This is a genomic window from Pseudomonas syringae group sp. 247E2 (assembly GCF_032587795.1).
GTDB classification, from domain to species: Bacteria; Pseudomonadota; Gammaproteobacteria; order Pseudomonadales; family Pseudomonadaceae; genus Aquipseudomonas; species Aquipseudomonas amygdali.
In genome coordinates this window covers 154,887-178,294 of the sequence record NZ_JAWHPK010000001.1, presented here as the reverse complement: position 1 = coordinate 178,294, position 23,408 = coordinate 154,887, and the positions used below count along the sequence as shown (strand labels likewise).

At 59.6% G+C, this 23,408-nt stretch carries 19 protein-coding genes; 11 read left to right on the top strand and 8 right to left on the bottom strand.

Annotation, left to right across the window (positions count from 1 at the left end; genetic code table 11):
• Window positions 1–13: 13 nt before the first annotated feature.
• The 4 genes from rlmH to RYC18_RS00890 are packed head-to-tail and all read right to left on the bottom strand — an operon-like array spanning window position 14 to window position 2,885.
• Complete coding sequence (rlmH, locus tag RYC18_RS00905; RefSeq protein ID WP_002555336.1) at window positions 14–481, bottom strand: 23S rRNA (pseudouridine(1915)-N(3))-methyltransferase RlmH; 468 nt, start codon at window positions 479–481, stop codon at window positions 14–16.
• A gap of 9 nt (window positions 482–490) precedes the next feature.
• Entirely contained in the window at window positions 491–877 is a 387-nt protein-coding gene (gene rsfS / locus RYC18_RS00900; protein ID WP_002555337.1) for a ribosome silencing factor, read from the bottom strand.
• A gap of 60 nt (window positions 878–937) precedes the next feature.
• Window positions 938–1,597, bottom strand: coding sequence for a nicotinate-nucleotide adenylyltransferase (nadD, locus tag RYC18_RS00895; protein ID WP_161794688.1), 660 nt, complete (start codon window positions 1,595–1,597; stop codon window positions 938–940).
• Window positions 1,598–1,619: 22 nt separating this feature from the next.
• On the bottom strand, window positions 1,620–2,885 hold the full coding sequence (locus RYC18_RS00890; RefSeq protein WP_316882049.1) for a glutamate-5-semialdehyde dehydrogenase: 1,266 nt from the start codon (window positions 2,883–2,885) through the stop codon (window positions 1,620–1,622).
• A gap of 1,427 nt (window positions 2,886–4,312) precedes the next feature.
• Here RYC18_RS00890 and RYC18_RS00885 point away from each other — a divergent pair.
• The 3 genes from RYC18_RS00885 to RYC18_RS00875 all read left to right on the top strand — a co-directional run bounded on the left by RYC18_RS00885 (window position 4,313) and on the right by RYC18_RS00875 (window position 8,475).
• Window positions 4,313–4,984: a DNA-3-methyladenine glycosylase gene (locus tag RYC18_RS00885; RefSeq protein ID WP_004655663.1), complete on the top strand. Its 672-nt coding sequence runs from the start codon at window positions 4,313–4,315 to the stop codon at window positions 4,982–4,984.
• Window positions 4,985–4,987: 3 nt separating this feature from the next.
• Window positions 4,988–6,304, top strand: a complete 1,317-nt coding sequence (locus tag RYC18_RS00880) for a bifunctional DedA family/phosphatase PAP2 family protein (RefSeq protein ID WP_004666289.1) — start codon at window positions 4,988–4,990, stop codon at window positions 6,302–6,304.
• Window positions 6,305–6,441: 137 nt separating this feature from the next.
• On the top strand, window positions 6,442–8,475 hold the full coding sequence (locus RYC18_RS00875) for a pilus assembly protein TadG-related protein (protein WP_316882048.1): 2,034 nt from the start codon (window positions 6,442–6,444) through the stop codon (window positions 8,473–8,475).
• Here RYC18_RS00875 and RYC18_RS00870 read toward each other — a convergent pair.
• Both RYC18_RS00870 and RYC18_RS00865 read right to left on the bottom strand, forming a co-directional pair.
• Window positions 8,472–11,240 carry a PAS domain-containing protein gene (locus RYC18_RS00870; protein WP_316882047.1) on the bottom strand — a complete coding sequence of 923 codons (2,769 nt, stop codon included), beginning with the start codon at window positions 11,238–11,240 and terminating at the stop codon, window positions 8,472–8,474. The two genes, RYC18_RS00875 and RYC18_RS00870, sit on opposite strands and share 4 nt — an antisense overlap.
• Window positions 11,230–11,685, bottom strand: a complete 456-nt coding sequence (locus tag RYC18_RS00865) for a TadE/TadG family type IV pilus assembly protein (protein ID WP_005732180.1) — start codon at window positions 11,683–11,685, stop codon at window positions 11,230–11,232. The genes RYC18_RS00870 and RYC18_RS00865 overlap by 11 nt, the downstream gene beginning before the upstream one ends.
• Before the next feature lie 75 nt (window positions 11,686–11,760).
• Between RYC18_RS00865 and RYC18_RS00860 the strand changes: the two genes are divergently transcribed.
• Together RYC18_RS00860 and RYC18_RS00855 are read left to right on the top strand one after the other, a co-directional pair.
• Window positions 11,761–12,231, top strand: coding sequence for a prepilin peptidase (locus tag RYC18_RS00860; protein ID WP_005745378.1), 471 nt, complete (start codon window positions 11,761–11,763; stop codon window positions 12,229–12,231).
• 170 nt (window positions 12,232–12,401) lie between these two features.
• Window positions 12,402–13,190, top strand: a complete 789-nt coding sequence (locus RYC18_RS00855) for a response regulator transcription factor (protein ID WP_005753119.1) — start codon at window positions 12,402–12,404, stop codon at window positions 13,188–13,190.
• Between the two features lie 7 nt (window positions 13,191–13,197).
• On the opposite strand, the gene RYC18_RS00850 is transcribed toward RYC18_RS00855, so the two are convergent.
• Complete coding sequence (locus RYC18_RS00850) at window positions 13,198–14,853, bottom strand: PleD family two-component system response regulator (protein ID WP_005782131.1); 1,656 nt, start codon at window positions 14,851–14,853, stop codon at window positions 13,198–13,200.
• Window positions 14,854–15,154: 301 nt separating this feature from the next.
• Between RYC18_RS00850 and RYC18_RS00845 the strand changes: the two genes are divergently transcribed.
• The 6 genes from RYC18_RS00845 to RYC18_RS00820 all read left to right on the top strand — a co-directional run bounded on the left by RYC18_RS00845 (window position 15,155) and on the right by RYC18_RS00820 (window position 22,066).
• On the top strand, window positions 15,155–16,234 hold the full coding sequence (locus RYC18_RS00845) for a DUF2333 family protein (protein ID WP_316882046.1): 1,080 nt from the start codon (window positions 15,155–15,157) through the stop codon (window positions 16,232–16,234).
• Window positions 16,234–16,779 (top strand): NUDIX hydrolase, encoded by a 546-nt coding sequence (locus tag RYC18_RS00840; RefSeq protein ID WP_005745375.1) that lies wholly within the window; start codon window positions 16,234–16,236, stop codon window positions 16,777–16,779. The genes RYC18_RS00845 and RYC18_RS00840 overlap by 1 nt, the downstream gene beginning before the upstream one ends.
• A gap of 188 nt (window positions 16,780–16,967) precedes the next feature.
• Window positions 16,968–17,339, top strand: a complete 372-nt coding sequence (locus RYC18_RS00835) for a translation initiation factor Sui1 (RefSeq protein WP_004655683.1) — start codon at window positions 16,968–16,970, stop codon at window positions 17,337–17,339.
• Between the two features lie 100 nt (window positions 17,340–17,439).
• Window positions 17,440–19,353, top strand: coding sequence for an arginine decarboxylase (speA, locus tag RYC18_RS00830; protein WP_004666294.1), 1,914 nt, complete (start codon window positions 17,440–17,442; stop codon window positions 19,351–19,353).
• 322 nt (window positions 19,354–19,675) lie between these two features.
• On the top strand, window positions 19,676–21,079 hold the full coding sequence (locus RYC18_RS00825; RefSeq protein WP_010195252.1) for a type VI secretion system Vgr family protein: 1,404 nt from the start codon (window positions 19,676–19,678) through the stop codon (window positions 21,077–21,079).
• An 84-nt stretch (window positions 21,080–21,163) separates the two neighbouring features.
• Window positions 21,164–22,066 carry an alpha/beta hydrolase gene (locus RYC18_RS00820; RefSeq protein WP_010195250.1) on the top strand — a complete coding sequence of 301 codons (903 nt, stop codon included), beginning with the start codon at window positions 21,164–21,166 and terminating at the stop codon, window positions 22,064–22,066.
• On the opposite strand, the gene RYC18_RS00815 is transcribed toward RYC18_RS00820, so the two are convergent.
• The gene (locus RYC18_RS00815) at window positions 22,060–23,400 is read right to left on the bottom strand and encodes an MATE family efflux transporter (RefSeq protein WP_316882045.1); all 1,341 of its coding nucleotides are present in this window, start codon (window positions 23,398–23,400) and stop codon (window positions 22,060–22,062) included. The genes RYC18_RS00820 and RYC18_RS00815 overlap by 7 nt on opposite strands.
• Window positions 23,401–23,408 lie beyond the last annotated feature (8 nt).

Genomic DNA, 23,408 nt, shown 5'->3' with positions numbered 1-23,408 from the left:
AGTAAAGACGATGCTACTTGTGATAAGGGTGCCCGGACAGGACTGTCCAGGCGCGATACATCTGTTCGCCGATCAGAATGCGCACCAGTGGATGCGGCAGGGTCAGCGGCGACAGGGACCAGCGTTGTTCACTGCGGGCACAGACTTCAGGCGCCAGCCCCTCGGGGCCGCCGACCATCAGGTTGACCGTACGCGCATCGAGGCGCCAGCGATCGAGTTCGACCGCCAGCTGTTCGGTGCTCCACGGTTTGCCATGCACTTCAAGCGTGACAATCCGCTCGCCCGGCTGCACTTTCGCCAGCATCGCCTCGCCTTCCTGACGGATGAAGCGCGCAACATCGGCGTTCTTGCCCCGGGTATTGAGCGGGATTTCCACCAGTTCAAGCGCAAGCTCGGAGGGCATCCGCTTGGCGTACTCGTGCCAACCTTCTTCCACCCACTTGGGCATGCGCGACCCCACAGCAATCAGACGCAAACGCACATCAAGGCCTTATTCGTTGCCTGGAGTGTGATGCGCAGCGCTGGCGGCACGGCTTTGTTCAGCGCCCTGCCACAAGCGTTCCAGGTCGTAGAACTGGCGTGCCGCAGCGGTCATTACGTGAACGATCACATCGCCCAGGTCCAACAGAACCCAGTCGCTGTCGCCCTTGCCTTCTTCGCTCAGGGACTTCAGGCCGGCTGCCTTGACCTTGTCACGGACGTTATCGACCAGTGCATTCAACTGACGGTTGGACGTACCGGTGCAGATCAGCATGTAGTCAGCGATGCTGGTCTTGTCACGCACATCGATGGTCAGGATGTCTGCACCCTTGACTTCTTCAAGGGCTGCAATCGCAACATTGATGACTTCTTCACTGCTCATTTTTTGCTTTGTCATATAAAACTCATTCAGCTCGTATGTGTGGGACCGTTCAAACGCTTATCGATCAAAGCAGTTTCAGGACGACCCATCAGTGTTCGGCGCGCGGTAAAGTCCGCGTGCATCGATATAGGCCAGTACCGCGTCTGGCACCAGAAAACGTACCGACTTACCGCTGGCCAGCAGTTGACGGATCTGGGTGGCAGACACCGATAAAGGCGTCTGCCAGACGAATGTAATGTGTCCACCCGGCCCTTTCAGGGCCTTGGGGTCGCTGACCGCGCGTGCCGCCAGCAGATTGCGCATGGCATCCGGCGACTCGCTGTCCGCGTCCGGGCGTTGCAGCACCACGATATGGCAGTGCTCCAGCAGTTCTTCCCACCTGTGCCAGGTCGGCAGCCCGCAAAAGGCATCCCAACCCAGCAACAGGAACAGCTGGTCCTGAGGCGCCAGTTCGGCGCGCATCGATTCCAGTGTGTCGAGGGTATACGACGGTTTGTCCCGCTTCAGTTCACGGTCATCCACCGTCAAGGGCGACACACCCGCAACCGCGCTCTGAACCATCGCCAGACGGTCCTCGGCGGTGACACTCGGCATGTCACGATGCGGAGGCCTGGCGCTGGGCGTCAGGCGCAACTCATCGAGCTCCAGCAGTTCGGCCACTTCAAGCGCACCGCGCAAGTGACCGATATGAACCGGGTCAAACGTACCCCCAAGCATACCGATACGTCTGGGCAGCGCTGTCGTGGGGTTGTTCAAGTCAGGCTTGTCCGCGCAATTGACCATCACCGATCACGATGTACTTCTCGCAGGTCAACCCTTCAAGCCCGACTGGACCGCGGGCGTGCAGCTTATCAGTAGAAATGCCGATCTCGGCACCCAATCCGTATTCGAACCCGTCCGCAAAGCTGGTCGGTGCATTGACCATGACCGAACTGGAATCGACCTCGGCCATGAACCGGCGAATCTGACTTTGATGGTCGGAAACGATGGCATCGCTGTGATGCGAACCATAATGGTTGATGTGCTCGATGGCTTCGTCCAGCCCTGAAACGACGCGAATCGACAGGATTGCAGCCAGGTATTCGGTGTGCCAGTCGTCTTCGGTGGCCGGAATTACGTCGATCAGGTCACGGGTGCGCTCGCAACCGCGCAACTCGACGCCCTTCTCGCGAAACTGCGCGGCCATGGCGGGCAGGAAATCGGCGGCGATGGTTTGATCGACCAGCAGGGTTTCCATCGCGCCGCAGATACCGTAGCGGTACGTCTTGGCATTGAAGGCAATCTTCTGCGCCTTGGCCAGATCGGCGTGGGCACTGACATACACATGGCAGATGCCGTCCAGATGCTTGATGACCGGCACGCGCGCATCGCGGCTGACCCGCTCGATCAGGCCCTTGCCCCCACGCGGAACGATGACGTCAACGTACTCGGGCATGGTGATCAATGCGCCAACCGCTGCACGGTCGGGGGTTTCAACCACCTGCACCACAGCAGCAGGCAGCCCGGCCTCGGCCAGACCACGCTCGATGCAGGCGGCAATGGCACGATTGGAATGAATGGCTTCGGAACCGCCGCGCAAAATGGTCGCATTGCCGGACTTCAGGCACAGACTGGCCGCATCGATGGTCACATTCGGACGCGACTCGTAGATGATTCCCACAACACCCAGCGGCACACGCATCTTGCCAACCTGAATACCCGACGGCCGATAGCTCATGTCGCGGATCGCACCGACCGGGTCTGCCAGACCTGCTACCTGACGCAACCCGACGATCATGCTGTCGATACGCGCGGGGGTCAGGGCCAGTCGTTCCAGCATTGCCGGCTCAAGGCCATTGGCCTGACCATTGGCCAGGTCCAGCGCATTGGCGGCAGACAGCTCGGCGCGCGCTTCATCCAGAGCAGCGGCAGTGGCTTGCAGGGCGCGGTTCTTCTGCGCAGTGCTGGCACGACCGATCACTCGCGAGGCTTCGCGGGCGGCGCGACCCAGGCGGGTCATGTAGTCAAGAACGGACTCAGTCATGGTCTCAGAGGTCTTGGCAAAGAGGAAAGCGGCTGATTATAGCTGTCGTGCCGCACGAACGACAGCGCAGACAGGCGGATGGTCGATATCAGTGCGCAGATTTATTGCGCAGACCGATGCCTATCCCCCTCAGCCCTCATCGTTACATACAAAGTCCGCTTTGGATTCTGGCCGAAAGCCGTAGGAGCGGACTTGTCCGCGAAGGGGCCGTGACATCCGCAGGAGATGTATCGCCCGAAATAAAGCTTTCGCGAACAAGTTCGCTCCCACGCCCTGCGGGCAGAAGCTTGAACGCCACCGTTTATCACGCTCAGCCCTCATCGTTATACACAAGTCCGCTTTTGATTCTGGCCGAAAGCCGTAGGAGCGGACTTGTCCGCGAAAGGGCCGTGACATCCGCAGGAGATGTATCGCCCGAAATAAAGCTTTCGCGAACAAGTTCGCTCCCCCGCCCTGCGGGCAGAAGCCTGAACACCCCCATCTATCACGCTCAGCCCTCATCGTTATACACAAGTCCGCTTTTGATTCTGGCCGAAAGCCGTAGGAGCGGACTTGTCCGCGAAGGGGCCGTGACATCCGCAGGAGATGTGTCGCCCGAAATAAAGCTTTCGCGAACAAGTTCGCTCCCACGCCCTGCGGGCAGAAGCCTGAACACCCCCATCTATCACGCTCAGCCCTCATCGTTATACACAAGTCCGCTTTTGATTCTGGCCGAAAGCCGTAGGAGCGGACTTGTCCGCGAAAGGGCCGTGACGTCCGCAGGAGATGTATCGCCCAAAATAAAGCTTTCGCGAACAAGTTCGCTCCCACGCCCTGCGGGCAGAAGCCTGAACACCCCCATCTATCACGCTCAGCCCTCATCGTTATACACAAGTCCGCTTTTGATTCTGGCCGAAAGCCGTAGGAGCGGACTTGTCCGCGAAAGGGCCGTGACATCCGCAGGAGATGTGTCGCCCGAAATAAAGCTGTCGCGAACAAGTTCGCTCCCACGCCCTGTGGGCAGAAGCCTGAACGCCACCATTTATCACGCTCAGCCCTCATCGTTATACGCAAGTCCGCTTTTGATTCTGGCCGAAAGCCGTAGGAGCGGACTTGTCCGCGAAAGGGCCGTGACATCCGCAGGAGATGTGTCGCCCGAAATAAAGCTGTCGCGAACAAGTTCGCTCCCACGCCCTGCGGGCAGAAGCCTGAACACCACCATTTTCCGGGCTCTTCAGGACTTGTGTATAACGATGAGCGCTCAGCCTGCACGCCCTCTCGACCAGCGTCGCAGGGAAACGCACGCACAAAACGCTCTTATGGGTTAACCGGTTTGTCATGCCTCAGTCACTTTCAGAAACAACAAAGCCGCTAATCCAGACACATTCAGCTGCAATTAAAGTTGCGCTTGTTATTATCGGGCACCTTCTCAACGTACCTGCCTGACTATGCCTGCTGCTCTTCCGGATCATTTCTTCCATCGCGATGCCCAGTTGCTGGCCCGCGATCTGCTGGGCAAGGTCATTCGGCATAAAGTGGGCGAGCTGTGGCTGGCCGCCCGCATCATCGAAACAGAAGCGTACTACTGCGCTGAAAAAGGCAGCCATGCTTCGCTGGGCTATACCGAAAAGCGCAAAGCGCTGTTCCTCGACGGCGGGCACATCTATATGTACTACGCGCGCGGCGGTGACTCGCTGAATTTCAGCGCCGAGGGACCGGGCAATGCAGTGCTGATCAAATCGGCATTTCCCTGGACCGACGCAACCAGCGACGAAAACGCCCTGGCGCAGATGCAGTTGAACAACCCCGACGCCAGCGGCGCAATCCGCCCGCCGCAACGGCTCTGCGCTGGCCAGACGCTACTGTGCAAGGCACTTGGCCTGAAAGTACCGGAGTGGGACGCCAGACGCTTCGACCCACAGAGGTTGCTGGTCGAAGACATCGGCCAGGCACCCGAGCGCATTATCCAGACCACCCGTCTGGGCATTCCTGCCGGGCGCGATGAGCACTTGATGTATCGCTTCGTGGATGCCGGTTACGCCCGTTTCTGCACACGGAACCCTCTCAGACGCGGTCAGGTCGAAGGCCGCGACTACTTATTTCTCGATCAAGGAAACTGACCGATGGGCGATCTGCTCAATGGCATGACCGGCTGGCTGACAGCGAATCCTTCCTGGGTGGCTGTCGCGATCTTTTTGGTGGCCTTCACTGAATGCGTCGCGATCGTCGGGATCGTCGTGCCGGGCACGGTCATCATGTTTGCCATCGCCGCCTTGGCGGGCAGCGGCATACTGCCGTTGAGCGAAGTACTGTTACTGGGTTTTCTCGGCGGGCTGTTGGGGGACGCAGTGTCGTACTTCATAGGCCGGCGCTTTCATCAGAATATCCGTCAGTTGCCCGGCTTGCGCACGCACCCGGAGTGGATGGAAGGTGCGGAAAAATACTTCCACCGTTACGGCATCGCCAGTTTGCTGGTCGGGCGCTTCATCGGACCGCTACGCCCGATGCTGCCAATGATTGCCGGCATGTGCGACATGCCGCTCCCGCGCTTTGCGGCCGTCAGTGTACTGGCCGCGGCAGGCTGGTCGATTGCCTACCTGATGCCGGGCTGGGCGGCGGGCGCGGCCATTCGCCTGCCCCTGCCGGAAGGCTTCTGGCCTGAGGCGGCAGTGGTCGGTGCCGGTCTGGCGATTCTGTTCGGGCTGAGTATTCAGAGCAGCATTCGCCAGAAGCGCTATGCAACCAAACTTATTTCCGTGCTCAGCCTGACGCTGGTCGCGGCGCTGTTCATCGGCTGGCCTTATCTGGCGGACTTCGACAACGGCCTGATGACGCTCATTCAGGAGCATCGCAGCGAGGCCGCACAGAACATCGTGATCTTCGTCACCAGCATCGGCGACTTCAAGGCCCAGTTGCTGGCGGCCTCCCTGCTGATCATCGTGCTGGCCGTTGCCAGACAATGGCGTCACGCAGCTTTTGCCCTGACCGCAACACTGGGTACCGCGATTGCCAATGGCACCCTGAAAACGTTCTTCGCCCGCACTCGCCCGGACGTTCTGGTAGAGCCGCTGACCACTTACAGTATGCCCAGTGGCCACAGTTCTGCGGCCTTTGCGCTGTTCATGACGCTGGCGGTGCTGGCCGGACGCGGCCAGCCCGTGCGCCTGCGCCTGAGCTGGATGCTGGTCGGTGGCATTCCGGCACTGGCCATCGCGCTTTCCAGGGTTTACCTGGGCGTTCACTGGCCAACCGACATCCTCGCTGGAATGCTCCTGGCGTTCTGTGTCTGCGCCGCCAGCCTGGCGTTCATTCAGCGCAACGCCCCCTTGCCCGCCATGTCGGTCCGGGTATGGTGGCTCATCGTCCCGGCAATGACCGCGCTGCTCGGCATTTTTGCGGTGCGCGCCCTCTCGCACGCAGTACTGCGTTACCAGTACTGATCGGCATACCTGATCGCGCCCGTACAAATCGGGTGCGACACTTCTCAAATCTGGCACCTTGCCAGTGCTCTTTCGAGGCGTTGACTACACTCCCCTGAAGCAGGTGAGTGAGCAACGGCGTGGCCGAAGGAGTGCTGATGTCCCCACTGGATGGTTATACGGCAATGCCCGCCCGGCAACGCGGCGCCATAGGCATGATGGCCGCGCTCACATTGGGATTGGCGCTGCTGTGCACACTGATAGTGGTCGACAGCGGCAGGCTGTATCTGGAGAAACGCTCGTTGCAGCGGGTTGCGGACATCGCCGCCCTGGAAGCTGCGGGGCGCAGGGGAACGTGCAGCGGGGCGGCCACCGCCCCCGGTTTCGCCACACAAAGTGCCACGCGTAACGGCTTTACCCCGAATAGCGGAGGTCGAACGCTAACCACCCTCTGCGGCACCCTTACAGTGGGCCTGCAGAGCCAGCGCGTATTTGTCGCGGACTCCACCCAGGCACTGGCCATTCAAGTGGTCGCGGCGCATCCGGTGCCACGAAGTATTGCTGCCGGTATTGTTGCCCTGTTCGAAAAAACTCCCTCCCCTGCGAACATCACGATCAGCGCCACAGCCGTGGCTGCCAGTGCCGCGCCACTGGCGGCACTCACCATTCGCAGTGCGGCGGTAACAATGGACAGCACTCGGGCGGCCATTCTGAACCCGCTCATCGGCAGCCTGCTCGGTGGCACACTCAACCTGAGCGTAGCGAACTGGCAGGGCCTCGCCAGCACCGACCTCAGCCTGTTGAGCTATCTGAACCGACTCAAGACCGACCTTAACCTGACTGCGGTCGGTTACAGCGAGGTGCTCAACACATCGGTTTCTGTCAGCCAGTTGATCCAGAGTGCTATCAATGTGCTCGACCCCGGCGCGACCTTGAACGGCACGGCCACCATCGCGGGCCTGCAGGCATTGAAGCTGGCGGCTGGCGCAACCACTGTGTTGCTCGGCGACGTGCTGTCGATACAAGGCAGTTCGGACCTCGCTGCATTGAACACCAATCTGCGCCTTCTGGACCTGGTTCAGGGCCTTGCGCAACTGGCCAACGACAAGACCGGCATATCGACAGCTGCGCAGATAAATGTAGGCACCCTGGCACAGGTCACCACACGATTTCAGGTCGTTGAGCCGCCTCAGTTATCGGCCATCGGCGACCCGAGCAAGATCGACCCGCTCAATCCCAAAACCGGTGCCAACCGGATCTACGTGCGCACCGCGCAGATGCGCGCGCTGGTGTCAGTCAATCTGCCGGTGCTGGGCACCATCACGTCATTGGCCAACACTGCGGGCTCGGTGGTCGGCAGCCTGACACCGATCCTCAATAGCGCGTTGAGCCTGAACATCGCGGGCCTGGTGACATCAGCCACCTGCGCCGTAGGACTAAACAGTTGCATGGTCACCGATTTCAAGTTTCTGACCTCGGACTCTTCTGCCAGCGCCGGCCCCAGGATAGATCTGAGCCTGTCGCTGGCCAGCGCCGACACCTATGTCACCGGCTACACCTGTACCAGCAATACCAGCAAAACCTTGAGTGTCAAAACAGATGCAGGATTGCTCAGCGGCAAGGTTGGCTGGATTGACAGCACGGCAGCGTTTCCTGCCAGCACTGACCCCTCGGCAATCACCGCACTGCCTCTACCGGTGCTGGATATAGGCACCAAGACCTGCCAGAAGATAGCGGGACTGTTGGGCAACTGCACCGCCCGTACCCCCTTCGGCGGTGGCGGCATAGGTCTCACGTTCGACACGGTAAGCCAGTCGCCGCTGGGCAGCTCACCGGTCGTCAGTACAACCTTCAGCTCGCCCAATCTGCCGGAAATCAACAGCGCGCCTTATTTCCTGACGAGCGTTGCGCACACCAAACCCAGTACGTTGCTGAACGGCACGGTTTCCAGCGTAAAGGTGAATGTCTATAAACCTGCGACCAGCAATGTGCTAGGCAACGTCATTACTGGAGCAGCTGCAACGCTGAACAGCCTGACCGTTGCGCTGGACGCTATTGTGGAGAACACGCTGACCGGCTTGCTGACATCAGTCGTCGACCCGCTGTTCGAGTCACTTGGCCTGAGTCTGGGTGCCACCGATGTGGGTGCCAATTTAAGCTGCAACATCGGTCAGGCGACGCTGATTATCTAACCGGCGTTGAATATCGGCAGCTCGATCTGGAAACGAGCGCCCTCCCCGACGTTGCCGACGCTGAGCTGGCCGCCCATCTGGTCGACGATGCCGTAGCTGACAGACAAGCCCAGTCCGGTGCCGACACCGACAGGCTTGGTGGTGAAGAAAGGCTCGAAAATGCGCTCCAGCAAACGCGGATCAATCCCCCCGCCGTTGTCCTGAACCGCCAGCCGGATGATATTTTCGTCCCGCTCGGCCTCGACGCTGATCCACGGTTCGAAATCCCGGTCTTTTTCCCGACGTGACAACAACGCATCACGGGCGTTGACCATCAGGTTGATCAGCACCTGCTCAAGCTGATCGACATGCCCGCGAACCTGCACGTCTTCGATCATGGTGCCGACCCGCAACTGCACACCCTTGCCTTTCATGCCTTCGGCCAGCATCGAGAGGGTGCCTTCCACCGCCTGCGCCGGATCGAACAGCCGCTCCTCCACTTCGGAGCGCCGCCCGAATACCCTCATGTGGTCCACCACGCGGGCAGCGCGCTGTACCTGTGTGTCGATACGGTTGAGCTTTTCGGTGAGGTATTCGATGTCCACGTCCCCGCGCCCAAGACGCTTGAGGACGTTGACCACCGCCATGCGCATAACATTGAGGGGCTGATTTATCTCATGGGCGAGGCCTGTGGACATTTCGCCAAGCGTGGCCATTTTCGCGCTCTGGTTCAATTGCATCCTGGAGCGGCGCACATCCGTGTTATCACGGCCCACGGCCTGAACCTCGACCAGCGTGCCGTGCTCGTCGAATATTCCCCGGTCGGCCCAGACCCACCAGGCATACTCACGGCCGGGCAGCTCGATACAGATTTCTTCGGTGCTCACCGGCGCTTGCGGGGTGAGTTGACCAATGCGCCGAATGAACGCCTCGCGCTGCTCGTCCGAAAGCCAGTCCCCCAGATTGATCCCGGTCAGTTGTTCCGGCGTGCATTCCATGTAATTGGCCAGTGGACGGTTGCCGAAACTCAGTACCAGATCCGGAGAATAGCGGCAGATCATGGCCGGTGAGTCTTCGACCAGAATGCGGTATCGCTCTTCGCTCTGGCGCACGTGCTCGGCCGCCAGAGTGGCTTCGGTCACGTCCAGCCACAGGCCGACCGCCTCCACGGGCATGCCGAGGTCGTCACGCAACAATCGCGCTTCGTCCAGCAACCAATGGTAGTGGCCGTTCTTGTTGCGCAACCTGTAACGCCGACTGACAACGCCTCCGCGCAACAGCTGCCGGTTACGCTCGAACCAGATGTCGCGGTCTTCGGGGTGAATGTATTCCGCCAGCTGGCCGTCTACGCAGTCAGCCAGCGTCCAGCCCAGCAAGGGCGTGAGACTGTCACTGAAAAAGGTTGGCTCAAGGTTGCCGTGATCGTAGCGCTGCACGTAAATCACGGCCGGCGAGCTGGCAATGAGGTTATCCAGCCGGGCGTGAGCGGCCGCTGCTTCGGTTTCCTGATTCTTGATATCACTGACATCGAGCATGAAACCCAACACCCGCTGAACCTGACCACTGATCAGCGCCTGGCCCTGAATACGGTACCAGAGGGTTTCCTGGGCGGGGTCGCTCTGTGCGAGACGCACGCAAAGCATCAGCGGCGTGCCTTTGTCACGTAACTGCGCCAGACGACTGGAAAGCTCTTGTCGATCAGCCGGATGAATCAACGCCAGCCAGTCTTGACGCGACAGACTTTCGACCCGGTCACCCAGACGCAGACTGCGCGCCAGTTGCGGTGCCAGCAGGATTTCGTCACGAGCAGGCATCAGCTCCCACCAACCGGTGCCCAGTAGATCCTGAAGCACCGCCAGGCGCTCTACATGGTGACGATTGTGCTGCTCGGACAAGCGAAAAAGCACCGGCCCGGCCAGCGCCGAACACAGGTTGAGCCACTCGCGTTCACCAAGATCCGGAGCCTGCTGTTGCGGGTTATAGAAACCGAACATCAGCCATGCTTTAGCAACGTTGTCACGGCTGTGGGGGATCAGAAAACCGTCCGCGTTGCCGAAGGCACTCTGCAACGGCCCTTGGTCGACGCCGCCGCCAAACCTGAGTTGATGGGTGATATTGGCATCGAATCGATCCAGCGCATTGCCCAGTCGCTGCCCAACCTGCCATAACTCCGGCGCGGTGTGGGCGCTGTACTGGCAGTAGACACGCCAGCCAGCGCCGCTGACTTCCGGCAATACCAGCGCCAGACAGGGAACGCGCCATAGCTGTGCCAGTTCCTCGAGTTGCTCGGTCACCACGGCAGTCAGCCGGTCCACGTTGCACACGCGCACACGCTCGGCCATTTGCCCGGCAAAGCGCAGGCATTGCTGGCGGCTGCGGGCGGCACTGGCCTCCTCCATCAAGTCGCTGATATCCAGCAACTGCAACAGCCAGCCCTTGCCATGCGCCTGCACCCAGCCACGGGCGTGCAAGGTGTGCGCATCGGCACTCTTGAAGTCCAGGTCCAGCATGTGCCCCAGCCAGTCATGCGGCACGCCTTCAATGACCAGCGCGCTGTTTGGCAGCAACAGGTTCATCAACCGCTGCGCAGCTGACAGCGGAGCGGCAATGCCCAAACGCGCAAGCAACTGCGGGCTGATGCTCTGTATCCGTCCTTCGTCATCGAGCAGCACATAAAGGTCGACCCCGACCGGGCCCGGCTCGCTTGACACGGGCACAGCCTGGGATACCGGCGGCGCTTCACCACGGCCCAGCCAACGGCTCAGACGATTTTTTTCAAGGGGCAAGTTGCAGACTCGCTTGTGCAGTAAGGTTGGTCGGCAAGCGCGGGACCTCGCCGATGCCAGGGAGCGTCAATAACGGGAGTACCTGGGTCAATCGGGTCTTGGGGTACTGGATGGTCACCGTCAGAACACCGGCGGTGTAGGTCACGTTGGTATAACTGGCGTTGAAACCCAGCGCAGGCGGCATCCATGACAGCTGATTCATGACGACACTCTGCGCCTGGCTGACCAACAGAGTGTTATAGCCACTCACTGTCGGGCTAAGGGCGACACTTCGGCGCACGGCTTCACTGGCAGCCGCATTGAAAGACTGCATCATAAGCAACGGCAGGCTATAACTCACCACGCCATAGAACACGGCAAAGAAAACAACGAACACCGCAGCGAACTCAATAGCGGCGGCACCTTGCTGCCGATGAGGCAAGGCATGCTGCAGAACGGTTTTCATATCAACGTCTACCCTGACATTTACGGCTTCAACAGAGCATAGATTCTTTCCGGAAAACAGGATGTTTTTTGCTTGATGAAATTATTTCTTCTGCTTGTCTGGTTTGTAATTTGCGCCGAACAGGATGCGCGACGCAAGCACATTTCAAACGGGCTGACACTGGGCGCAGCAGCACTGGCGGCCGCCTGGCTGGCAGGCACCGGAACGACCTGGCTAGGCGCCCCGCCACTGGAAGCCGCGCTGGCACTGGCGCTGGCACTGGGCTTGACATTGCCTGGTTATGCGCTCGGCAAGCTGGGCGCCGGAGACGTCAAGCTGATGGCCGCACTCGCGCTCGCCTCCGACAGCGTCTATTTACTGTGCACATTTATCGGCGCAGGCATCGCCGTGCTGACCTGGGTGTTGCTCGCCAGGAAAGTGCAGCATCATATAAACCAACGAGTTGCGCGGCGTTACGCCTATATGTTCCCTGACGCGCCAGATAAATATCCTTTTTCACCTTTTTTATTGGCGGGCTTGCTGCTGACAGTAGCGTTGCTCCATTAGTCGACTCTCGGCCAATTGAAAGTTTAATGCTATGTACATAGTCGGAAAGTACGACTACGGTTAACACATCGCTGTGGCGTACTGTCATTGAACTACCCGAAACGGGTCATACAACGCTTAATCATGTTTTGCTGAATGGATAAAGGTTCCGGTCTGCCGGCCTTAACAGCATGGAGTTGCATGTGGATAACTACCCGGTCACAAAAGTTCTGGTGGTCGACGACCAGCCTCTTATTGTTGAAGAACTCTGTGAGTTTCTGGAGAGCAACGGCTATGCGTGCGTGCGCTGCCATTCAAGCCTTGAGGCCATCGAGCATTTCAGCAGCGACAGCGCTATTGGCATCGTACTCTGCGACCTGGAAATGCCAGGCATGAATGGGATCGAGATGGTCGAAGCCATGAAGATGGCTGGCGGCAAGACGCATCTGTTCGAGGCCATCATGCTGACCGGACAAGCCGAGAAAAAGGACGTCATCAAGGCTCTGCGAGCCGGCATCGCCGATTACTACCAGAAGCCGGTCAACCTTGAAGAGTTGCTTGAGGGTGTCCAGTTGCAGGTGGAAGCGCTGCACGAACGGCAGAAAAACCGTCAGCAATTGGGCCTGCTCAACGAGAAACTTCAGTTTCTGGCCGCATCCATAGACGACCTCTATCAAAATCTGGATAACGTTCAGAACAGGGCGCAGTCCGAGCGCAAAACCAGCTTCGAGAGTGATGCACAGATGCCCGTATCGCTGGCCAAATTGTCACCCCGCCAGCTGGACGTCGCGCGCCTAGTCAGCAAGGGGCTGACCAATTACCAGATTGCCTGCGAACTGGGCATTACCGAAAACACTGTCAAACTCTACGTGTCCCAAGTGCTGCGCTTGACCCACATGCATAACCGCACCCAACTGGCCTTGGCATTTTCACCCGGCAAATCGGCAGAGCGGCAAAAGCTGATCGAAAGCCAGGACTGAAACCGAATCAGGCCTCGATTTCCGTCAACACGACGTGATAGGGCACATCCACCAGGGCCGAATGCACCTGATTGCGGCCCGCGTGCTTGGCGCAGTACAACGCAGTATCCGCCTGTGACGCAAGGCTCAGACTGTCGTCATTAGCCCCCAGAGAAACGACCCCGGCGCTGAAAGTGCAAAACAGATCGGTCGGCTGCGCGGGGTAATGGATCTCTGCAAAGCGATGGCGGATCTCATCAAGCACTTTATGGGCACTTTGAATGTCGGTATCCGGCATGACGATGGCAAACTCCTCACCACCGTAACGACCGATGAAGTCGGTCTTGCGCAGGCGCTGCTTGAGAAACAGCGCCAGGCTTTTGATGACGCGATCTCCCATCGGGTGACCGTGGCTGTCGTTGACCTTCTTGAAGTGGTCGATATCGAGCATGGCAAAACACAGCGGCTTACCCTCGCGTCGCGAGCGAAAGCTGCAATCTTCCAGCAGTTGCAGGATGTGCGTGTGATTGTAGAGCCCGGTCAGGCTGTCACGAACCATGCGCGCCTTGAGGCTGCGGGCTCTGGCGGCGCGATTGCGAACCGTGGTGATCAGGTGGCGTGGCTTGATCGGCTTGGTGAGGAAGTCATCGCCACCCTCGCTCATGGCGTCAAGCTGCTTGTCCTGGTCATCCTCGGCCGACAGGTAAATGATCGGCACGCTGACATAGCGGTCATTATGGCGAATGACCTTGGCCAGCTCAGTGCCGGTGCAACCAGGCATGTACATGTCGAGAATGATCAGGTCCGGCTGAAACTCCGCCAGTTCGGACATTGCCTGAATCGGGTCGAGCAGAACCCGCGTAACAATTCCGGCTGCATTCAGAATGCGTTCGGTGTGCATTGCCTGAGCGCGGGAATCGTCGATGATCAGCACTTTATAGGGTTCGTATTGAGCGACGCAGGTCAGAACCTCGATTTTTTCCAGCAGACTCGACGCTTCCAGCGCGCCGGTCAAAAACTCTTCGCCACCGGCCCGCACTGCTGCGAGGCGGGTGGGCGTATCGGTTTCGTTAAGGCTGAAAAACAACAGTGGAAGCTTCTGCTCCAGGCCTTCCTGAGCCTGTGAAGCCAGCTTCAGACCCTGACCGGCCCCGCTGAAATCGACATCCATGACAATCGCCGCCGGATGCCGTTGCGCCATTGCGCGCTGAAACTCGGCAACACTGTGCAGCGACAGGGCTGCCAGACCGAAAAACTCCAGCTGCTTGGCCAGACGCTCGGCCCGCTCATGGTCCTGAAGCACCACATAGACCGGCTTGCGCAGCGGAGGCAGCGACGTTTGCTCAAGCTGGTCGCCATGCCGCAGCCCGGTGCGGGAGAGACGTTGCATCAGACGATTGAGGTCAGTGATGACGCTGCTGTTGAGGCGACCGCGATTGGCTTCGACAGCCTCAAGTGCCTGGTTGATGTCATGCGCCAGTGAAATGTGTTCAACCTGCTCGAAGCGCTCGGCAAAGCGCAGTAAACGCAACGTCGACTCCTTGAGCTCAGCCATGTCGCCAGCCGACCACTCGGCTTTCTGCAGACGTTGCCACGTCTCCAGAATCTGGCGTGCCTGGTGGATGACCCTTTGGGCAAAATGATGCTTCAGGCGATCTCGGCTAGGGTCTTCTGGCTCGGTCATATTGAGACTACTGTGATTTTACTGAGCGATACGGCTGATGGCGCTATGCTAGCACCTCCGTTACAACAGAACAGTGCCGTAAGTCACTTATTTGACAACATTTTGATGGCGCTTAGCCATTACTCAAAATCAATCGACTGATAGAGCCTGGCTATAGGCCTTGAGTTGCAACCTGGAAGTTGAAAGCAATTCGCTTTTGGCTTGAAGCTCGAAGCTTGCAGCTGCCCCGATCGCACCTTAGGGTAAGGTTGCGGTCGAACCCCACGTGAAGCATTCAACTCAAGATCGAAAGGACCCTACCATGCTGGATTGGAAGAACCGCGCAGGCAGCGCGGGTGAGCGCACCGCTGACACTTCATCGGTCAAACGCCGCGGTTACCTGGGTAACCTGTTCTATAGCCGCGCTCTGGGCGCCTTGATCTTGATTTACCTGCTGGTTGCACTGGTAGTCGGCTGGTACTGGAGCAAAGAGCCTGCACTGTTCCCTGTACAACAGAACGCTCAAGCCGCCGCCGAGCGCGAAGGCAAGCCAATGGTTATCGGCTACACGACGGTTGAAACGCTCAAGACCGTGGCTGGCACCCTGCTCAACAAGCGCGGTGGATATCTGTCCAACGACCGCATGCCACCGGGCTTGTGGCTGGACAACATTCCAAGCTGGGAATACGGCGTACTGGTGCAGGTGCGTGACTTGAGTCGTGCGCTGCGCAAGGACTTTGCCCGTTCCCAGTCTCAATCTGCCGAAGATGGCGATCTGGCTCGCGCCGAGCCGCTGTTCAACTTCAACAATCGCAGCTGGATCCTGCCTTCCAGCGAGTCGCAATACGCCGAAGGTATCAACTCTCTGAGTCGCTACCAGGCACGTTTGTCCGACCCGAACCAGAAAGGCGCGCTGTTCTATGCCCGCGCCGACAACCTGAACAACTGGCTGGGTGATGTCGGCACCCGCCTGGGCTCGCTGTCGCAACGCCTTTCGGCCAGTGTCGGTCGGGTCAAACTCAACAGCACGCTGAAAACCGAGACCGCTGTTTCGGTCAAGCCTGGCGAAGTACCGCAGGTAGACGAGGAAATCGTCGAGACCCCGTGGCTGGAAGTGGACAACGTGTTCTATGAAGCGCGCGGTCAGGCCTGGGCTCTGTCGCATCTGCTGCGCGCCATCGAGGTCGACTTCGCCGATGTACTGGCCAAGAAGAATGCGACCGTCAGCGTGCGTCAGATCATTCGTGAGCTGGAAGCGTCCCAGGAACCGCTGTGGAGCCCGATGATTCTGAATGGCAGCCCGTTCGGTGTGTTCGCCAACCACTCGCTGGTCATGGCCAACTACATCTCGCGTGCCAACGCTGCGGTCATCGACCTGCGCCAGTTGCTGAATCAAGGCTGATGTCTATTCCCGCCAACGAGGCCGCGCACCGTGCCGCCTCGGATGCCGAGCAGATCGCCTGGGTCGACGAGCAGGACCGACTGCTCGGCTCGCGGGTCCGCGCCGATTTGCGTGAGCGCGGACTGATCGGGCGCGGCACTTATATCCTGCTGTTCAACAGTGCCGGTGAGCTTTGCGTGCATCGGCGCACACTGAGCAAAGCGATTTATCCCGGTTATTGGGACGTCGCCGCAGGCGGAATGGTGCAGGCGGATGAAAGCTATGACGAGTCCGCTGCCCGGGAGCTGGAAGAAGAGCTGGGCGTCAGTGGCGTACCGCTGCTGGCCCACGAACGGTTTTTCTTCGATCAGCCGGGCAACCGGCTCTGGTGCGCCGTGTTTTCGGCCGTGTGGGACGGGCCCTTGAGATTGCAGCCCGAAGAAGTGCTGGAAGCGCGCTTCATGCCCATCGCCGACGTTCTGCATCAGGCTGAAAAAATCCCTTACTGCCCGGACTCGCTCGCGGCGCTGAAACGCTACCTGCAGCAGATAGAGAATGCTCAGTAAGCCAGTGTTCAGAAATTGGCGTATCCAGCCCCTTAGCAACCGGTCTGTTTGCCGTTACACTGCGCGACCTTTTCAAACTGGACCGGCCCTGCCGTTTCAGTAGCGCTGCCCCTGCCAGAGTGGGGCTTCGCGGTCGATGGTTCGTGTGAGCCCGACCCATCTTCAGTCCTCAACAAGAGGATTTTTGCGTGGCTAAAAAAGCCGCTTCTCTCGCCGCCCTTGGTGGCCTGGTGTTTTCAACCGACGCAGGGCGTCACTGCCCGGATTGTCGTCAGCCCGTTGCCGACTGCACCTGCAAACAGACCGCCATCCCCGAAGGTGACGGTATTGCCCGCGTGCGCCGGGAAAGCAAAGGCCGTGGCGGCAAGACCGTGACTACCATCAGTGGTGTCCCGCTGGCAGAAGAGCCGCTCAAGGACCTCGCCAAGGCCCTCAAGCAGCGCTGTGGCACAGGCGGATCGCTCAAGGACGGCGTGATCGAGATTCAGGGCGATCACGTCGAACTGCTATTGGCAGAGCTGATCAAAAAAGGCTTCAAGGCTAAAAAGTCCGGCGGCTGAATCCGCGTAGCGGGCAGCGAATCAAATCGTCATTTCAACTCATTACACTGCGCCCAGCTGGCTATTGGCTGGCGCAACGACTTCTTTATAGGGGACTTCGATGTCCGTACGACGCACACGCAAAGACGATGGCAGCCAATGGACAGTTGCGGACAGCCGCAGCGTTTATGGTATTCGCCATTGGGGCGCGGGTTATTTTGCAATCAACGAAGCAGGTCGCGTTGAAGTCCGTCCCAATGGGCCGGACAGCTCGCCCATCGATCTTTACGAACAGGTCGACAACCTGCGCAAGAGCGGCCTGTCGCTTCCCTTGCTGGTGCGCTTCCCCGACATTCTGCAAGACCGTGTGCGTCAACTGACCGGTGCATTCGACAGCAACATTGCGCGCCTGGAATACCAGAGCCAATACACCGCGCTGTACCCGATCAAGGTCAACCAGCAAGAAGCGGTGGTGGAAAACATCATCGCCACGCAGAACGTTTCCATCGGTCTGGAAGCGGGTTCCAAACCGGAGCTGATGGCCGTGCTGGCATTGGCGCCCAAAGGCGGCACCATCGTCTGCAACGGTTACAAGGACCGTGAGTTCATCCGTCTGGCGCTGATGGGCCAGAAGCTGGGCCACAACGTATTCATCGTCATCGAGAAAGAATCCGAAGTCGAGCTGGTGATCGAAGAAGCCGCCGAGCTGAAAGTCGCCCCTCAGGTAGGCCTGCGCGTGCGTCTGTCTTCCCTGGCGTCGAGCAAATGGGCGGACACCGGCGGCGAGAAATCCAAGTTCGGTCTGTCGGCCGCACAATTGCTGTCGGTGGTCGAGCGCTTCCGCAAGGCCGGGCTCGATCAGGGCATCCGCCTGCTGCACTTTCACATGGGCTCGCAGATCGCCAACCTGGCTGATTACCAGCACGGCTTCAAAGAGGCTATCCGCTATTACGGTGAGCTGCGCAAACTCGGCCTGCCGGTGGATTACATTGATGTCGGCGGCGGTCTGGGCGTCGACTACGACGGCACCCACTCACGCAACGCCAGCTCGATCAACTACGACATGGACGATTACGCAGGTGTGGTGGTCGGCATGCTCAAGGAGTTCTGCGATGCGCAAAGCCTGCCGCACCCGCATATCTTCTCGGAAAGCGGCCGCTCGCTGACCGCCCACCACGCCATGCTGGTGGTCCAGGTGACCGACGTCGAGAAGCATAACGACGAAGTGCCGGAAATCTCCGACAAGGAAAGCCTGCCGGAAACCGTGCAGTGGCTGGTGGACCTGCTGGGTCCGACCGACATAGAAATGGTCACCGAAACCTACTGGCGTGCCACGCACTACATGAGCGACATCGCTACCCAGTACGCCGATGGCAAAATCAGCCTGGCGGAGAAAGCACTCGGCGAACAATGCTACTTCGCCGTCTGCCGCCGCCTGTACAACTCGCTGAAGGCACGTCAACGCTCACACCGTCAGGTGCTCGACGAACTCAACGACAAGCTGGCCGACAAGTACATCTGCAACTTCTCGGTGTTCCAGAGCCTGCCCGATACCTGGGCCATCGGCCAGGTGCTGCCGATTCTGCCCTTGCACCGTCTGGACGAAGAGCCGGTGCGCCGCGCCGTGCTTCAGGACCTGACCTGCGATTCCGACGGCAAGATCAAGCAGTACGTCGATGAGCAGAGCATCGAGACCAGCATGCCGGTGCACTCGTTGAACGAAGGCGAAGACTATCTGCTGGGGATCTTCCTGGTAGGCGCCTATCAGGAAATTCTGGGGGACATGCACAACCTGTTCGGTGATACCGACTCGGTGAACATCTACCAGAACCCGGACGGCAGCGTTTACCACGCGGGCATCGAAACCCACGACACCATCGAAGACATGCTGCGCTACGTGCATTTGTCGCCGGAAGAACTGATGACCCATTACCGGGACAAGGTCGCCAGCGCCAAGATCACCCCGCGCGAGCGTACCTACTTCCTCGACGCCCTGCGCCTGGGGCTGACACGCTCTTCGTACCTGTCGTCCTGATTCCAGGATTTGCGATGGGGCCTGCAATTGGGGCCCCATCTACTGTGACTGTGGTGCCAATGCTGTGCACTCATCGTTACAGGCAAGTTCTGATAAGCCAGGAGAATGAGGCCAAACGCCTTGTTTCGGGGTGCGTTCCGGCCTCTTCGCGAGCAAGCTCGCTCCTACGAGACTTATGCGTTGGCGCGATGGTCATGCGCACATCGTAAGCCGCTACCAACATTCTTTGTAGGCAACGTCCTGTTCTACCTGCAGCCCTCTACCCTGCCCGTTTTCTGCGCCAGAATTCTCGGTCGCATTCCCGGTAGAGAAGCACTCCATCATGCCCGACCCCACCAGCGCGCCGCTCTTTCGTCTGGAAATTGCCCGCCTGCAGCGCTGCTTCACTGTCATATCGTTCAGCGCAAGCGAGGCGATCAGCCAGCCTTTTACCTTTGAACTGGACATTCTTGGCGACGGCCTGGATCTGGACCTGACCGGCCTGATGTACAAACCTGCCTCGCTGAGCTTCGGAAGCCGGAAGAACTTTCACGGTCAGATTCAAGGCGCGACACGCAAGCATTACCAACCCGGCCCGGCGTGTTACACGCTGATAATGGGGCCTCGACTGGCCTGCCTCGGGTTACGCCATCAGTCGCGCATCTTTCAGCACATGACCGCCACCCGGATCATCACCCAGGTGCTCGAAGAACATGGCCTGAAGAACTGTTTCCGTTTTGACCTGCCGACCGAGTGCCGCGAACGCGACTGTTGCGTGCAGTATCAGGAATCCGACCTGCAACTGGTCCAGCGCCTGTGCGCAGAAGAAGGCATTCACTACCACTTTGTCCATTCACGGCATCGCCACGAATTAGTATTCGGCGCCAACCTGCACGGGTTTGCGCGCAGCCCTGTCGCACGCTGGCGTCAATTCGCGCAACAGTCCGGGGTGACCCGGTTTGCCGTCACCGAGCAGGCAACGGATCTGCCCGGCAGCCGCGCAGCCCAGCACGCGACAGGCGAGAGTACCTTGCCGTTCGTGACTTGCGCAGAACTGCTGCCGCTGGCCGACCATCCCGAGAAGAACTGGAACCACATGTGGCTGATCACCGAAGTCCGGCATCGCTTTGGCATCGTTGATGGCAATGACCGCGGGGCATCGGAACGCTACTCGAACCAGTTCAAGGCCATACCATGGGAAGTCGGCTTCAGAACGCCTGCCCCGGCACCGCGCGCGCCCATTGCGCATCTTCAGCAAGGATGGATCATCGGCATCAGCGGCGAACCGGCAAGGCTTGATGCGTCAGGCCGGGTGCACGTCCGGCTGGAGTGGGAATGGCAACACCCGAATGATCCCGGTGGTGGCTGCTGGCTGCATCTGGCACCGGGGCTGGATATCGAATATCGCGCCGGCATGTCAGTGGCGGTGAGCTTTTCTGTGGATGACACACACCCACCACTGATCATCAGCGGTTTGCCGTCTCAGGAGGCGCGCCGCGAGAATGATCCAGCGCCTGTCGATAACGTCCTAATGCACCTCGACCGGCAAATATTCATCGGGCCTGACCGACTGCTGCAACTCGCAGACGGGGTCTGCCTATACCTTGGCAAAGGCAGCAAAGTCACGCTGGATGCGGGGCCCAGCACGGTGCAGATCGACGATGATGGCCTGACACTGAGCAGCCCGCGCATCGGCTTTGCCAGCAAGGCGAATGTTCGTTCCTCGGGTGATCCGGACGCTAATTGAATGAAATAGCACCAATCATGCGGCACTTGGGCGAATCGCGACGGTCCAAGGCGTGTCCGAATCATCTGCCAGAGCACTTCCCTTATGATACGAGTGATTCTCCTGACTCTGATGACGGGTGCCGTACTGGCGGCATTGTCCGGCTGCTCGCCCCTGAAGCTGCTCAACACGTTGAATCCGACCGGCCCTGTCGATCATGTCTACGGGCTGGCTTACGGGCAGGATCCACGCAACACGCTGGACGTTTACACCCCACAAACTAAACCGGCCAATGCGCCAGTCGTATTGTTTTTTTATGGCGGCAGTTGGAACACCGGTTCGAAAGCCAATTACGCCTTCATCGGCGAAGCATTGGCTGCGCGTGGCATGGTCGTCGTGATTGCCGACTACAGGCTCTATCCGCAAGTGCGCTATCCAAGCTTTCTGGAAGATTCGGCCAAAGCGCTGGCCTGGGCGCACAAACATGCAAAAACCTACGGTGGCGATCCTGACCGGTTGTACGTGATGGGCCACAGCGCAGGTGCCTATAACGCTGCGATGCTGGCGCTCGACCCGCGCTGGCTGGCCCGTGAAGGCTTATCGCCGTCCATTCTCAGCGGCTGGATCGGGCTGGCCGGGCCGTACGACTTTCTGCCTATCGAGGAGGCCGATGTGAAACCGGTATTCTTTTACCCCGACTCACCGCCTGACTCGCAACCCATCAACCACGTCAGTTCCAGCGCACCTCCTGCGTTGCTGATGGCATCGCGTACGGACTCGGTGGTCAACCCCGAACGCAACACCGGTGGCCTGGCGCGGGCATTGCGCGAGGCAGGTGTGCCAGTACGCGATCTGTACTTCTCGCGCACCAACCACGGCACGCTGGTCGGTGCATTTGCCAAGCTGTTAAGCGGCCTGGCACCGGTGGTCGACGAGGTCGACATGTTCGTCAATCACACCCCGCCAAGGCTCGCGGAAAAGAACCGTGCGGCCTTGAAGACTCAGTGAACGAACCAGCCGTCCCGGCGCGTCAATCGCCAGGCAATGGCGCCAAGGCTCAGGCCGCGCAGCAGGGTAAAAGCCAGAAACGTCAGCCATAGCGCGTGATTGCCGTGGCTGGAAGCCAGATAAGCCACCGGCGCGATGCCTGCTGCGCTGAACAGCATCGCGTTGCGCATTTCACGGGCACGGGTGGCACCGATGAACAGCCCGTCCAGCAGGTAACTCCATACGGCCAGCAGTGGCATTAGCGCCAGATATGGCAGATAGGTCATGGCCGTTGCGCGAACCTCGGGAATATCGGTCTGCACGCTGACGAACACATGCCCGCCCACCAGAAACAACAGCGCAAATGCCACGCTGGCAATCAGTGACCAGCCTCCCGCGACCACCAGCGAGCGCCGCAGCGTATCCCGGTCACGCGCACCAATGGCATGGCCGCACAGCGCCTCGACCGCATGCGCCAGCCCGTCCAGTGCATGGGCAGTCAACAGCAGGCCGTTGAGCAGCAACGCGTTGGCGGCAACCGTTGCGTCACCCAGACGAGCGCCCTGCACGGTGATCAGGAACATCACCGATTGCAGCGCCAGTGTGCGCAGAAAGATGTCTCGATTGACCGCCAGCAAGGGTCTCCAGTTGCTCCATAGCTTCAGCGCTGACCAGACGATCTGCCCCGGCCAGGCGCGTAAGGTCTTGCGGGCCAGCAGCAGACCGAGCACTACGCCGGTCCACTCTGCAAGCACCGAGGCACGCGCCGAACCGACCACACCCCAGTCCAGACCGATGACGAACCACAGGTTGAGCGCGATATTGACCAGATTGGTGATGAGCAGAATGGCCAGTGGCGCTCTGGCGTTTTGCGTGCCGAGAAACCAGCCAACCAGCGCATAACTGGCCAGCGCCGCAGGCAGGCCGAACAGCCGGGTGTGAAAGAAATCCAGGGTCATTTGCTGCAGATCGGCAGACGGCTGCATCATCGCCAGCGCCAGATGGCTGAACGGCAAGGCGATCACACCCAGCAACAACGCCAGCCCGATGGCCAGCAACAGCCCCTGCAACAGGATCCGGCGCAACGCAGCACTGTCATTGCGCCCCGCCGCCTGCGCAGCAAAACCGGTGGTGCCCATGCGTAGAAAACCCATGGCCCAGGCAAGGAAGGTGTAAAGCGTCGACCCGACCGCGACGGAACCCAACTGATGCGCGTGCGGCAGATGACCGATCACTGCGCTGTCGACCAGCGCTACCAGCGGAACGGAAATATTCGACAGAATCATCGGCGCAGCCAGCGCCCAGACACGACGATGGGTTGAGCGATGACGCCAATCGTTGAGCAACGTGGACATGAGAACTC